Source organism: Microcoleus sp. S13_C3 (assembly GCF_036700905.1).
Lineage (GTDB): Bacteria > Cyanobacteriota > Cyanobacteriia > Cyanobacteriales > Microcoleaceae > Microcoleus.
In genome coordinates this window covers 2,887-14,913 of the sequence record NZ_JAUBPT010000040.1, presented here as the reverse complement: position 1 = coordinate 14,913, position 12,027 = coordinate 2,887, and the positions used below count along the sequence as shown (strand labels likewise).

Genomic DNA, 12,027 nt, shown 5'->3' with positions numbered 1-12,027 from the left:
CCGATCGCTGGTTTCAAAGATCGCTCGACGCGATATAATTATAGCAAACTGGTAAACTAATTTTAGGAAAAAAAGATACTTACCCATGAACATTACAGAACTCAAGACAGCAGTAACGGAACTTTCACAAAATGAACTCGCAGAGTTTCTCGAATGGCTAGACAAGTTTCAAGAAGCACTTTGGGATAAGCAAATTGAAGAGGATGTGAACGCAGGCAAATTTGACACCTTGATGCGACAAGCAGAACAAGCATTTAGTGAAGGAAAGTGTAGGGAAATTTGAAGCATTTCACAACACCTGAATTTTGGGAATATTACCGTCAACTGCCGATCGAAATTCAAGAATTGGCGGACAAAAACTATGAATTGCTTAAGGCAGATCCGAAGCATCCATCACTGCGCTTCAAGCAGATTGGCACGTTATGGTCTGTAAGAGTAGGACGAAACTACAGGGCGTTAGGTTTTGACAAGCCAGAAGGGGTTTTGTGGTTTTGGATAGGTTCTCATAGTAATTATGATGGGATTCTCGATCGTAAATAGCGCCGACTTACTCCTCCAAGTCCGCCTGTTTAACCTGCTCTAAAGGTATATCTAGCGCTTCTGCAATTTGTTCGTCGCTCAAGCCAAACTGCCGTAATTTATCAATTGTTTCAATCTTAGTTTGATTTTTGCTTTTCTGCTGCAAGTCGGGAGTTTCCGGCTGACTTTCATCTGGCGTGGGAGTAGAGGGATTAGAACAATTGTTAATGTAGCTAATTTTGTTAGTATTTTTAAAAGTATTCTTATTACCAAGATTTATATTATGATTTATCTGCCTTTCTAGGACGGATTCAAGATTACTTTTCTTAACTTGTTCGCCAAACACTTCAGATAACATTTGCAAAAGCTCGTGACTAGCCTTTTTAACGTGCTGGGAGCTATAATCATGAGTTTCTGCAACGTCAGCATATCTTTGACGATTCAGTATGCCTGCGATAATCCTCCGCTGCAAGTTATTTAGACGTTTACCTGTGTTGGTATAGACAGCTTCATCGACAAATTGCAATATCTGAGGACTGTCCATAGGTGGGATGGTGAGATAGGTATGGTTACTATACCAAACTTTTTCCAACTTTTTCCAACTTTTTTTGGCTTCGCATCCGAATTTTAGGAAGTTCCCACTTTTTCCAACTTTTTTTCCTTTACAGGGTTAGTGCGATCGGTCTACTGTATGGAATATTGGGTTGTAGCAAAAAAAATCCCGATGTTGATATTCTCCCTGTGTGAGAGATGGGTTTATACAAAGCTGGCTATCCAAGAGTTAGTTGACTTAGCAATAAATTATTATGTCAAACAGAAAAAAAGCAAGACTTGTAGCAATTATATCGCTTTTTACGATACCAGGATTACATCGATTTTATATAGGAGATAGTCCAGGTGCTATATTAGTATTATTGTCTAGTTTTATTTTAGTCGGGTACTTTCTCATATTGGGGGATATTTTCCGATTCAATAGTCTATCCGATCAAGAGTTTGATGCCAGATATACTGTAGGCTTCAATTTCAAAATGGAAGCAGTAAACTTCCCCCAATTGCTTACTATTCTTGCAGTAATCCTCATCATGACAGGCGGAGCTGGTCTGTTCTTTAAGGAACGAGTTTTGTGTTTTCCAGAAGCCCTTGTAAAACCGTGTATCCTAGTAACAGAGGGTGATAATATCTTGAATGCAAAAGGAATAGAAATCAGCCGGGAACTTGCTTCATTTATCCAAAATTTTCCTCCATACCTATTGGGTTTTGGCGGTATTTTTATGCTGGGTGCAATATTGAAGTCAGGAAACCGTACTCCTTAATTTTACCTCTTTAGTGTCAAATTACTAAGAGTTATTATAGCAATTGTATGTTTTGCGGAGCGCCCTAACCAGAAAACCCAAGTGCGATCGCCCGCAACTACCAAATCGTTTCAACATTAGGAATATCATACCGCCGCGCGATCGCAACTAAGATGCGATCGCGCCTATCTTTGTCAAGCTCCCCTGGAAGTTGCAATTACTACGCTAACCTGCTACCGTTAACATAGACGCATCGTAGGAAAACAACCGATCGCACTAACAGAATTACTCCCTACCATTAGACAACTGTCTGCGATCGAGAAACGAGAGTTAATCCGCATTCTAATGGCGGAAGAAGATATCAGTGATGAACGCGCGTGGAATGCTAAATTTGAAGCTACAACAGACGCTCAGTGGGATAGTATAGCTGAGGTAGTACGTCAGGAAATCGCTGCTGGCCATATTACCCCTCTAACTGAAATTTTCCCTCAAAGTCATATCGAAGTTCTGATACAATTCAGACAGTAAGCGTTAAGGTTGCCATGACATTAGCAGTTGTAGCTGAACAGGCCCCCCTAAAGACCAATGCTGACGGCGTAGTGCGAGTCGGTAACACTCGCGTGACTTTAGATACCGTGATTGCAGTGTTTAAGCAGGGAACAACCGCGGAGGAAATCGTTTATCGTTATCCGTCGTTGAGATTAGCTGACGTGTATGCCACCATCGCCTTTTACCTCAATCATCAGCAGGAAGTCGAAACGTATTTGCAGCAAAGACAGCAACAAGCACAAGAGATTCGCAAAATGAATGAGGCAAGGTTTGATCCGCAGGGATTGCGTGACAGATTGCTGGCCCGCAAGGCAGAGAAATCGGCATGAAATTCCTAGCTGATGAAAACTTTGACAATACAATTGTTAGAGGTTTGATGCGTCGCAAATCAGACATTGACATTGTTCGCGTCCAAGACGTTGGCTTATCCGGTGAAGATGACCCAACAGTGCTGGAATGGGCGGCCGAAGAAGATCGGATATTACTAACCCATGATGTTGCTACTATTACCCGCTATGCCTATGAACGTATGGCGGCAGGTAAGTCAATGCCAGGAGTTTTTGAAATTACCTTCGATGCACCCATTGGTCGAGTTATTGAGGATATTCTAATCCTTCTGGAGTGCAGTCTTGAGGGAGAATTGGCAGGACAAATTCAGTATCTCCCTTTATGATGAGTTGTAACGGTTTAATTGAGCTTTGGTGCACCTTAAACTCGATCGCCCTTTCCCCAAAAAACCCTACCTCAAAAACAACTTATAAGCTGGATTCTGACTCTCATCCCCATACTGATAGCCCAGCGTATCCAAAAAAGCCTGCCATTCCTGCATCTCATCGGGCGGTACTTGAATTCCCACCACAATTCGCCCGTAATCTGCGCCATTATTTCGATAGTGAAAAACGCTGATATTCCAATTAGGGCTCATCGAACCGACAAACTTCATCAACGCACCCGGACGTTCGGGAAATTCAAAGCGATAAAACAATTCATGATCGGCCAGCATCGAACGCCCGCCCACCATATGCCGCACGTGCAATTTCGTTAATTCATCATCAGTTAAATCCAAAGTCTTGAAGCCACAATCTTCAAAACTTGCGGCTATATTCACCGCATCGGCACGGTTTTGAATTTGCACGCCTATAAAAATATGTGCTTCTTTTTCATCCGCAATTCGATAGCTAAATTCCGTTAAATTGCGCTTTCCCAGACATTCGCAAAACCTGCGGAGACTTCCCGGTTGTTCAGGAATTGTGACTGCAAAAATCGCTTCGCGACGTTCGCCAAACTCGGCTCTTTCTGCTACAAAACGCAGGCGATCGAAATTCATGTTCGCGCCGCAAGCAACAGCAATTAATGTTTCTCCTGCGATTTGTTCCCGTTCGACGTAAGCTTTCGCACCTGCGATCGCCAAAGCGCCTGCAGGTTCTAAGATCGATCGCGTATCTTCAAAAACATCCTTAATCGCCGCGCAAACATCATCCGTATCCACCAAAATAATCTCATCCACATACTCCTGACACAACCGAAAAGTTTCCTCCCCAACTTCCCGCACAGCAACGCCGTCAGCAAATAAACCCACCTGCGACAAACGCACCCGTTTACCTGCTTTCAGCGATTTATTCATTGCATCGGAATCCACCGGTTCGACGCCAATAATCTTAATTTCCGGCCGCAACCGCTTGACATAAGCCGCAATTCCCGAAATCAATCCGCCGCCACCAATTGCCACAAAAATCGCGTGAATTGGTTTTTGATGTTGCCGTAGAATTTCCATGCCGATCGTACCCTGTCCAGCAATCACGTAGGGATCATCAAAAGGGTGAATAAAAGTCATACCTTTTTGGGCCTCTAATTGGCGCGCAAAGGCGTAAGCATCATCGTAAGCATCCCCATGCAAGACTACCTCTCCACCACGGGCTATCACCGCATTTACCTTCACCTGCGGCGTCGTTACGGGCATGACTATGATCGCGCGAGTTCCCAGGTGACGGGCGGCGAGGGCTACTCCTTGGGCGTGGTTGCCGGCGGAAGCTGCAATGACACCTTGTGCTAGCAAATCCGGCGACAGTTGCGCCATTTTGTTGTAGGCACCCCGCAGTTTGAAGGAAAACACCGACTGCATATCCTCTCGCTTCAGCAAAAGTTTATTGTTGAGCCGTGCTGATAGATTCGGGGCGCATTCTAGTGCTGTTTCTTGAGCAACATCGTAGACGCGGGCGGTGAGGATTTGTACCAGGTAATCGCAAAGCATGGGGTTAGCAGGTTGGTTGATGCCGGATGGTGGGTTAATTGTACGGCACTTGTGTTAGTATTTTGCGGGGAATTGGCGATCGCAAGTTTTCAATAATAACTTTTCGCCTTGGGAACATAAGGAGCCTGAAGACTATGAATAATAATTCGTTTTTGCCGTTTCCCCGGTTAGAAAATCCGGTTTGTGAGCGGTATTATAGCAGTTCTCAATAAAATGAGGTATGCCCTATGCCCTATGCCCTATGCCCTATGCCCTATGCCCTAGATCCGAGAGAACCTCATCTTACTGAGAAAGGCTATAGTCCGTAATCCTTGATTTAGTATGTAAAATCATGAACGTACAAATTACAGATTTGCGTGCGGTTGACGAGCCAAAAATTCAACAGGTAGCTAGATTAATAGTTGAAGGTTTTAAAGAGCATTGGCCCGAGGCTTGGCCCGATATAAATTCTGCTTTGCAAGAAGTGCAAGAATCTTTAGCAGCCGATCGCATCAGTCGAATTGCTGTGGGCGACAGCAATCAAGTTTTGGGATGGATTGGCGGGATTAAACAGTATGACGGTAATGTTTGGGAACTGCACCCGCTGGTAGTGAGAACAGAATTTCGCGGACAAGGAATTGGTCGATCGCTCGTAGCTGATTTAGCAGCAGAAGCTAAAAACCGGGGAGGGCTCGTGCTGTGGGTGGGTACCGACGACGAAGACAATCAAACAACTCTTTCAGGCATCAATCTTTACCCTAACGTTTGGGAACACATCGCCAAAATTAGAAATTTGCGCGGTCATCCCTACGAATTTTATCAAAAAATGGGTTTTGCGATTGTGGGAGTGATGCCCGACGCCAACGGAATTGGCAAGCCCGATATTTTCATGGCAAAGCGGTTGTAAAGTTTAATGTTGGTTCTAAATTTACTAACTGGTGGCTTGCCAATCCAACACTTAGCAAAATTAGTTGTTGAAAGTTTCCCCGAAAATCGGTCTAGTCTGGACGTGCGAACCCCGTTCGAGGGTCGCTGATAAACAAACCCAGAACTAACGAATCCATCACCGTATCCCAGACAGGAGTCAAACGTTCTGCATCGTCAACCCAGTAATCAAAAGTAATCAAACACTGAACATTAGAACCCAATCCAATACAGATTCGCGAATAAGCTTCCCGCTGTTCTGGAGGGTCGATAAACTTAAATTCAGTCCAAACAACGCGGGCAGTTTGCCGCTTCAATTGGATAATGTCCCCAGGAGCGATCGGATTTCGCGTATCATCTTCAACCACCTTCTGTAATAGCGGCACCAGCGGAAAATCTGCCCAGTTACCAGGTGGTAGCAAATTAAACGAAACCTCCAAACGACAATCATCATCCGGCGGCTTTTTATCCGTAAATCGGAACGAATTAGTATCCGGTTCAAAATGCCAATCTTCCGGGACATCAAAGCGGACTGCACCTCTTCCTGCTACAAAAATTCGAGTTCCAGGCTTTGACTTCCAATTGTGGTCTTCTTTGAGTTCTAGAGTTTCCTTGAGCCATGCTTGCTTTTTGCGCTTAGACATAAACAGAACACCAAATTGCTGCTAATGTGTAGTTTTAGACCTTGCAAACACATTTTAACTCTATTTGGCTCGCCGTTTGCTCAAATATAACAATCCTTACAAAAATTATGAATTCCTCTCTTCTCTATCCCTCTGTGTTCTCTGCGCCTCTGCGGTAAAAAATAATTCCTTTGACAATTTGCTAACTTTTATTTTTCACTCTTGGGAAGCACATACCTAATCCCACCCTTATTTCCAGCCGCATCACCCCTGTAACGAGGGATAACATGAATAGCCGCATGACGGCGAGTTTGACCTGCATCTTTATTAATATTGATTCCCACATTAAAACCGTCTGGCTGAAACTCTTTCGTTAACATTTCTTGCACCTTATTAGCCATAAACCAGCAAGCCGATTGCTCTCGAAACGGCAGTTCAAAATAATTGGCCACGTGACGCTTGGGGATGATTAAAACATGACCTTTGCTGGCTGGATAACCGTCAAAAATCGCATAAGCTGTTGCTGATTCAGTTAGCAAAATTAGGTTTTTATACGGATTGCAGAATATGCAGTTATTAGTAGAATTTCTTTGATGGTTGTAATGCACGTATTTGTAAATTTCGCAAGACTCATCTAGGTGAACTGGCTTAAAGGGAAGTTTGACAATGCACTGATATGTAGGTTTTTTGTGGACATAATGTTCTCGAAAGCCTTCTTTTTTGATATCCCTTCTCACCGCAAAATACGCATTCCCTCCCGGTTTCAACAGGTGCGACACTTCCATCAGGACATTAGCTTGTTCTTCAGGAAACAAAACATTCAAAACATAAAAGCAAATGATTGTGTCGAATTTATCTTGGGGGAATTCCGGGAAATAATAAGGGTCATAACCCGTAATCTCGAACCCTTTTTGCTGCAACAATCTCACATCGCTGCCCAAGCCGCACCCAAAATCTAAGACTTTGCCTTGCAGCAAGTTTTTATCTAATAAAAATCTGGCCGGAAAGGACAGGGAAATTCTTTCCATTGCCGTCAGGTGGCTGAATTTATTTTGTTGCTTTTTCATGGCAGAAATTTGATGTCAATCGTTGTTTTTAGTCTTTACGTAAAGGTTTTGTTAAAATTCCGAGAATTTTGTCAACTTGGTTAATATAATAATCGTTCAAGTCAATAAAAGCTGTTTGATTTACCAATTTGAGAAACTTCCAAGCATTTCCCGTGGTAACACCTCCGTAAATCGCCTCAATTTCATCATTTTGCTGTTGATTGAATCGCTGGGCTCCCAACATTTCAGCAATACACTGTCCTAATCCGTTTTTGATGTTTTCATTTTTGGCTTCTACTAAGGTTACAACTGGTGTTCTGATTTCGTACAAATCGCTGGATGCGGTGAGGATATAATCGCAGTACCCGTTAAGTCCACTTTCGGGATCGGCATTAAATTATGTGCCGGAAAAAAAGCCGATTTGGAAGTTTAAAATGCGCCGTACTTCTAATAATACGGGAGCAATAATTAACTCGGAGCGAGCTTTTTCAGTATTGATAGCATTGGCGAGAGGGATATATTCTGCTAGGGTTGTTTTGAGATATTCGCTAGGTGCAATTGATTCTACATCTGCAAACAAAACAGTTTTTTCATTAACAGTGAGGTTAAATGCTGCACGCACTTTGGTGATGGTAGTAAATTCACTATATGACATTTTAAAAGTCCTTAACTTAACTAAAAAATACCGATAATACTTGAGATTTTAGCATTATTGCAGTTTGGCGATCGCCCCTTTTTCCACCAACACCTTACCAGTCACCAAATCCCGCACCGTCGCCAACAAAACCCGCCTCTCATCCACCTCAAAACTCACCGAAACCCTGTCAATTCCCAATACCCCAGGCGGATTCAAATGCGCCACACAAACCTGCTGGTGGTGGCTTTCCAGAGACCGAAAATCCGTCTGTTTGTTGAGCAAACTGCTCGTCATTTGCCCTTTTTCGTTAAAAATAACCTCCGCTTGCGATACCTCTGCAACTTCCCCAATATCTAACCGAATTTCCCTTTGCCCTTCAATTGCCACTTGCAGCGTCAACTCTTCGGAACTTTGACAGGGATACTTCATTTCCTTGCTAAATATCGGCGAATAAGCATAAGCTTTAGCATAAGGTTCCCAGAGGCGAATTGCATAGCTGTGACGCAAATAATCGTCAACACTAGCCAATTGTGTCAAGGCTAAAGCACCGTGCGCCACGGCTTCAAAAGGCCTGTCTCTTTGGACTTTTTGCCGCCCAAAATACGAAACCACTAAATTAGATACAGCCGGGATTAAAGAAGTTCCTCCTACCAGCAAAACCTGTTCTATATCTGCTTTGCCGATCCCTTTTCCCAGCGCAATACTCAGCACTTCATCTAAACTTTCCCGCAACTGTTCTAACAACTGCCTAGATTCCAGAATTTCTTCAAGCTTCTCTCGGTTTAGCTGCAAGTCGTAAGACATAAAATTTTCATCGTCAAACCAGCTTTCCTTCGCCTCATTAACTTGAGAAAGTTGAATTTTTAATTTTTCCGCTATTTCTAATAAGTTTTGCCAGCCAATTGGGCCGACTTCTGCCCGCGACGAACCAATTTGCCGCAAATAATCTTCGACAATCCAGATGTCAATATCTTCGCCGCCTACATAAGCATCGGATTTTGCCAATACTTCGGCACGTACCCCCCCCAGCCCCCCCTTGGTAAGGGGGGGAGCAAGATTTGTCCCCGCGTTGCTAAGGGGGGAAGCGAGATTTCTCCCCTCCTTGGTAAGGGGGGGTAAGGGGGGGGTTAGAGCAGTGCGAACTAAACTTAAATCTAAAGTTCCGCCGCCAAAATCAACTACTAAAACTAGAGAGCCGGGGCGTTGTACTGCATATCCCAGGGCGGCGGCTGTGGATTCATCTATTACCTGAACTTCCGCAACTCCCAAACTTTCTCCTAAGTCGCGAAACCAATCTAGATATCGCTCAAATGCTCCAACGGGGACGGTAAAAATTACTTTGTCTGCCTGTATATTTTGTAAATATAATTGTTCCCAAATAGTTTTGATAAACTGTTCTGCCACGGATTCGACTGTGTAGGTTTCGCCGTCGATATTGCGGGGCGGCGGCTGAAAATCGGCAGCTAAATTGCGTTTAAAAGCTTTGAAAAAGCGGTCTGGCTGGGATTGTCCCAAACGCTGCGATCGCACTTTTTCTCCTAACACCAAATCTCCGGCTTTTTTCACAAAAACTAAAGTCGGCACTACAGAGATTTCTCGAACATCTCCGCCCGAATTATTCGTTTTAAAAATGCGGGACATCTCGCCCAATCTCAAAGTTTCTGGTGTTTGCGTATCCGGGTTAAGAATGCAGACAACCGTGTTGCTCGTACCGAAGTCAATGGCAACTGTAGTCATGGTGATTTTAGATTTTAGATTTTAGATTTTAGATTTAATTTTTCCTGCAGCCCTGGGTGGTGCAGCTAACTTTATAGGAGTTAGGCATCTACTCTATTTGTAGGGTCGCATTGCACCCCTTACTTAATTTTTTATGCCACCTGGAAGGGTGCGACTAACTTTAGCAGGAGTAAGAATTCGCTCTCCCTCCCGATAGCCTACAAATCGAATATAAACTAATTCTCCTTCTGTTATATCCTCAACATCCGGCTGGTGCAACTGCGGATTGTAAGCAGTTTGTTCCCACGCAGAACCGATTGTTTGAAAATCCCAGCTTGATAACAGGTTTTCTAAGGGAGTAAACAAAGCTGAGAGATTTTTTGCGGGCATATCCGGCTTGGCTTCTGCCATTTTGCGGGCGGCGGGATAGTTGGTTAACAAAGTTTGCAACTGTTCAAAGGTAGCGCGGCGAAAATCGGCAGTTAGTTGAGCTTTTTGCTGCTGCAGTTCTTCCCGCAGCCGGAAACACTGCTGCCTCAATTCTTCAATTTCGGTGGGATTAGTTGTGATTGTAGCCGATATGGGCAGCGCGCTCAAAGTGCGATCGAACTCTTGGAAATTCAAATTCAGCACTGTTGCCAGCCGCCTCAGTTGGTCTAGGGTGAGTTTTCCCACGTCTCCCTGCCGCACTAAGCGCACCCCAAAGCGACTTAAGCCTGCTTTTTCGCCTAAGTCTTGCCAATCGAGAATGTCTAGCTGATTCATGCGTTCCCGCAGAATTGTATCGTACTTAAACTCGATCGCATCTCCCGCCTCAGATGCAGCATAAACGTAGACTAAAATTAGAAAAATGCCCCCGATAGCTAGCGCGAAGCTGAAGGCAGGCACTGTTGTTACATCAACTGTTGCACCGAGAAGATAGAACATTGTTAATTTTTCTAAACTTGTTTTAAAGTCTGCGTTTGTTCAACGACCAAATTTTCTTCGCCTTGGTAGTATTCTGGCAGCAAGTCTTGAGATTCTACTTTTCCGAGGGCTTTTTCAATTCCGGCGGTGGTTTCGGTGCAACTCGAACCTGTGGCGTTGAGGACGGTTTCGGTAATTTTGCCGTCTTTGCCGATGCGGTATTCTATTTGGCGGTATTCTGCCATAATTCTGCCTCGTGGTTTAATGCTTGAGTGTTGACGGTTGAGGGTTGAGTTATATTATAGATTCTATTTACCAATTATTCTAATGAATTTTTGTAGCGACAATGCAACCGGGGTTTCGCCGGAGATTATGGCTGCGATTGCAGCGGCTAATTGCGGTGCTGTGATGTCTTACGGAGATGATGAATATACACAGCGTTTGCAAGTTAAGTTTTCGGATTTGTTCGAGACATCGGTGACTGTTTTCCCTGTAGCAACCGGTTCTGCTGCTAATGCTCTAGCCCTGGCGGTTGTTACTCCTCCTTACGGCGCTGTTTACTGTCACGCGGAATCTCATATTAATGTAGATGAATGCGGCGCACCGGAGTTTTTTACAGGGGGTGCCAAGTTAGTTACAGTAACAGGAAATCATGGTAAAATAGAGGCAGAGACTTTAGGAAAAATACTCGATCGCGCTGGTGCAGGTATCGTCCATCACGTACAGCCCGCAGCCGTCAGCATCACTCAAGCAACGGAAGCCGGCACAGTCTACAATCCAGCGGACATTTCCCATATTTCGGAAGTAGTTCGCCATCGCAATTTGCACCTGCACATGGATGGATCTCGCTTTGCCAATGCTGTCGCCAGTCTTGGCTGTTCTCCTGCTGATGTGACTTGGCGCGCTGGTGTGGATATTCTCTCGTTTGGAGCGACAAAAAACGGCGCGATGGCTGCGGAAGCTGTGGTATTTTTTAATCAAGAATTAGCAAAGACTTTCCCTTTTTACCGTAAGCGCAGCGGGCATCTTTTCTCGAAAATGCGGTTTTTGTCGGCGCAGTTGGAAGCGTATATAACGGATGACTTGTGGCTGAAGAATGCGGCTCATGCAAATAATATGGCAGCCAAATTAGCCGCCGGTTTGGCGGGAGTTGAGGGCGCAAAGTTTTGCCATCGGGTTGAAGCCAACGAGATTTTTATTCAACTTCCAGAATCGGTAATTGCAGCGGTTTTAGCTGAGGGCTTTCTGTTTTATCGGTGGGATGAATGTACTATTAGACTGGTAACGGCTTTTAATACTCTGGAAGCGGATGTTATTGCTTTGGTGGAAGCGGTTAAACGACATCAATGATTAAAATGTAGGGGCGGGTTTTACAAATAATACCGACCAGCTATGAACAATCTAAGAAACCCGCCCCCACCTAATCAATAATCCACATCAACCTTGATTTATATTAAATGCGAAAAATAGGCGCGGGGATTTCTCGTGAGGTGGGGGCGGGTTTGAGAGATTGTGTGTTATTTACAATTATTGTTTGTGAAACCCGCCCCTACATTTTAAATGCGAAAAATAGGCGCGGGGATTT

General features: G+C 44.2%; 17 protein-coding genes. 8 read left to right on the top strand and 9 right to left on the bottom strand.

The features are described from left to right. The first annotated feature begins 85 nt into the window (after positions 1 to 85). Positions 86 to 283 (top strand): hypothetical protein, encoded by a 198-nt coding sequence (locus QUA16_RS13485; RefSeq protein ID WP_333106968.1) that lies wholly within the window; start codon positions 86 to 88, stop codon positions 281 to 283. Further along, positions 280 to 540: a ParE family toxin-like protein gene (locus QUA16_RS13480; RefSeq protein ID WP_333106967.1), complete on the top strand. Its 261-nt coding sequence runs from the start codon at positions 280 to 282 to the stop codon at positions 538 to 540. The genes QUA16_RS13485 and QUA16_RS13480 overlap by 4 nt, the downstream gene beginning before the upstream one ends. 7 nt (positions 541 to 547) lie before the next feature. Here QUA16_RS13480 and QUA16_RS13475 read toward each other — a convergent pair whose 3' ends face one another. Beyond that, the gene (locus QUA16_RS13475; RefSeq protein ID WP_333106986.1) at positions 548 to 1,063 is read right to left on the bottom strand and encodes a hypothetical protein; all 516 of its coding nucleotides are present in this window, start codon (positions 1,061 to 1,063) and stop codon (positions 548 to 550) included. 262 nt (positions 1,064 to 1,325) lie between these two features. On the opposite strand from QUA16_RS13475, the gene QUA16_RS13470 reads away from it, so the two are divergent. The 4 genes from QUA16_RS13470 (at position 1,326) to QUA16_RS13455 (ending at position 3,033) form a co-directional block, all read left to right on the top strand. Further along, complete coding sequence (locus QUA16_RS13470; protein WP_333106966.1) at positions 1,326 to 1,832, top strand: hypothetical protein; 507 nt, start codon at positions 1,326 to 1,328, stop codon at positions 1,830 to 1,832. 324 nt (positions 1,833 to 2,156) lie between these two features. Next, on the top strand, positions 2,157 to 2,339 hold the full coding sequence (locus tag QUA16_RS13465) for a hypothetical protein (protein WP_333106965.1): 183 nt from the start codon (positions 2,157 to 2,159) through the stop codon (positions 2,337 to 2,339). Between the two features lie 14 nt (positions 2,340 to 2,353). Beyond that, a complete protein-coding gene (locus tag QUA16_RS13460; RefSeq protein WP_333052758.1) occupies positions 2,354 to 2,689 on the top strand; it encodes a DUF433 domain-containing protein in 336 nt (111 codons plus the stop codon). After that, the gene (locus QUA16_RS13455; RefSeq protein WP_333052757.1) at positions 2,686 to 3,033 is read left to right on the top strand and encodes a DUF5615 family PIN-like protein; all 348 of its coding nucleotides are present in this window, start codon (positions 2,686 to 2,688) and stop codon (positions 3,031 to 3,033) included. Before QUA16_RS13460 ends, QUA16_RS13455 begins: the two co-directional genes overlap by 4 nt. A gap of 66 nt (positions 3,034 to 3,099) precedes the next feature. On the opposite strand, the gene ilvA is transcribed toward QUA16_RS13455, so the two are convergent. Further along, positions 3,100 to 4,632, bottom strand: a complete 1,533-nt coding sequence (ilvA, locus tag QUA16_RS13450; protein ID WP_333106984.1) for a threonine ammonia-lyase, biosynthetic — start codon at positions 4,630 to 4,632, stop codon at positions 3,100 to 3,102. Between the two features lie 310 nt (positions 4,633 to 4,942). Here ilvA and QUA16_RS13445 point away from each other — a divergent pair, with 310 nt between their 5' ends. Beyond that, the gene (locus QUA16_RS13445) at positions 4,943 to 5,497 is read left to right on the top strand and encodes a GNAT family N-acetyltransferase (RefSeq protein WP_333106963.1); all 555 of its coding nucleotides are present in this window, start codon (positions 4,943 to 4,945) and stop codon (positions 5,495 to 5,497) included. A gap of 91 nt (positions 5,498 to 5,588) precedes the next feature. Here the strand turns inward: QUA16_RS13445 and QUA16_RS13440 are convergent, their stop codons facing one another. From QUA16_RS13440 to QUA16_RS13410, 7 genes are all read right to left on the bottom strand, one after another. Beyond that, a complete protein-coding gene (locus QUA16_RS13440) occupies positions 5,589 to 6,158 on the bottom strand; it encodes a hypothetical protein (protein WP_333106962.1) in 570 nt (189 codons plus the stop codon). A gap of 188 nt (positions 6,159 to 6,346) precedes the next feature. Beyond that, on the bottom strand, positions 6,347 to 7,204 hold the full coding sequence (locus QUA16_RS13435; protein ID WP_333106961.1) for a bifunctional class I SAM-dependent methyltransferase/HIT family protein: 858 nt from the start codon (positions 7,202 to 7,204) through the stop codon (positions 6,347 to 6,349). Positions 7,205 to 7,232: 28 nt separating this feature from the next. Then, on the bottom strand, positions 7,233 to 7,514 hold the full coding sequence (locus tag QUA16_RS13430) for a hypothetical protein (protein WP_333106960.1): 282 nt from the start codon (positions 7,512 to 7,514) through the stop codon (positions 7,233 to 7,235). A gap of 66 nt (positions 7,515 to 7,580) precedes the next feature. Next, positions 7,581 to 7,838 carry a hypothetical protein gene (locus QUA16_RS13425; protein ID WP_333106958.1) on the bottom strand — a complete coding sequence of 86 codons (258 nt, stop codon included), beginning with the start codon at positions 7,836 to 7,838 and terminating at the stop codon, positions 7,581 to 7,583. Between the two features lie 54 nt (positions 7,839 to 7,892). After that, on the bottom strand, positions 7,893 to 9,557 hold the full coding sequence (locus QUA16_RS13420; RefSeq protein ID WP_333106956.1) for an Hsp70 family protein: 1,665 nt from the start codon (positions 9,555 to 9,557) through the stop codon (positions 7,893 to 7,895). Positions 9,558 to 9,680: 123 nt separating this feature from the next. Beyond that, complete coding sequence (locus tag QUA16_RS13415) at positions 9,681 to 10,463, bottom strand: XRE family transcriptional regulator (RefSeq protein WP_333106954.1); 783 nt, start codon at positions 10,461 to 10,463, stop codon at positions 9,681 to 9,683. A gap of 11 nt (positions 10,464 to 10,474) precedes the next feature. Further along, the gene (locus QUA16_RS13410; protein WP_006633566.1) at positions 10,475 to 10,687 is read right to left on the bottom strand and encodes a DUF2997 domain-containing protein; all 213 of its coding nucleotides are present in this window, start codon (positions 10,685 to 10,687) and stop codon (positions 10,475 to 10,477) included. Between the two features lie 82 nt (positions 10,688 to 10,769). Between QUA16_RS13410 and QUA16_RS13405 the strand changes: the two genes are divergently transcribed. Further along, positions 10,770 to 11,792 (top strand): beta-eliminating lyase-related protein, encoded by a 1,023-nt coding sequence (locus QUA16_RS13405; RefSeq protein ID WP_333106952.1) that lies wholly within the window; start codon positions 10,770 to 10,772, stop codon positions 11,790 to 11,792. The last annotated feature ends 235 nt before the right edge of the window (positions 11,793 to 12,027 follow it).

Bases quoted from the DNA above. Each gene is read 5' to 3' on its own strand.
- QUA16_RS13410 (WP_006633566.1), bottom strand. From the start codon at position 10,687: ATGGCAGAATACCGCCAAATAGAATACCGCATCGGCAAAGACGGCAAA.
- QUA16_RS13440 (WP_333106962.1), bottom strand. From the start codon at position 6,158: ATGTCTAAGCGCAAAAAGCAAGCATGGCTCAAGGAAACTCTAGAACTC.
- QUA16_RS13460 (WP_333052758.1), top strand. From the start codon at position 2,354: ATGACATTAGCAGTTGTAGCTGAACAGGCCCCCCTAAAGACCAATGCT.
- QUA16_RS13405 (WP_333106952.1), top strand. From the start codon at position 10,770: ATGAATTTTTGTAGCGACAATGCAACCGGGGTTTCGCCGGAGATTATG.
- QUA16_RS13455 (WP_333052757.1), top strand. From the start codon at position 2,686: ATGAAATTCCTAGCTGATGAAAACTTTGACAATACAATTGTTAGAGGT.
- QUA16_RS13465 (WP_333106965.1), top strand. From the start codon at position 2,157: ATGGCGGAAGAAGATATCAGTGATGAACGCGCGTGGAATGCTAAATTT.
- QUA16_RS13485 (WP_333106968.1), top strand. From the start codon at position 86: ATGAACATTACAGAACTCAAGACAGCAGTAACGGAACTTTCACAAAAT.
- QUA16_RS13425 (WP_333106958.1), bottom strand. From the start codon at position 7,838: ATGTCATATAGTGAATTTACTACCATCACCAAAGTGCGTGCAGCATTT.
- QUA16_RS13435 (WP_333106961.1), bottom strand. From the start codon at position 7,204: ATGAAAAAGCAACAAAATAAATTCAGCCACCTGACGGCAATGGAAAGA.
- QUA16_RS13415 (WP_333106954.1), bottom strand. From the start codon at position 10,463: ATGTTCTATCTTCTCGGTGCAACAGTTGATGTAACAACAGTGCCTGCC.
- QUA16_RS13420 (WP_333106956.1), bottom strand. From the start codon at position 9,557: ATGACTACAGTTGCCATTGACTTCGGTACGAGCAACACGGTTGTCTGC.
- QUA16_RS13475 (WP_333106986.1), bottom strand. From the start codon at position 1,063: ATGGACAGTCCTCAGATATTGCAATTTGTCGATGAAGCTGTCTATACC.
- QUA16_RS13445 (WP_333106963.1), top strand. From the start codon at position 4,943: ATGAACGTACAAATTACAGATTTGCGTGCGGTTGACGAGCCAAAAATT.
- QUA16_RS13470 (WP_333106966.1), top strand. From the start codon at position 1,326: ATGTCAAACAGAAAAAAAGCAAGACTTGTAGCAATTATATCGCTTTTT.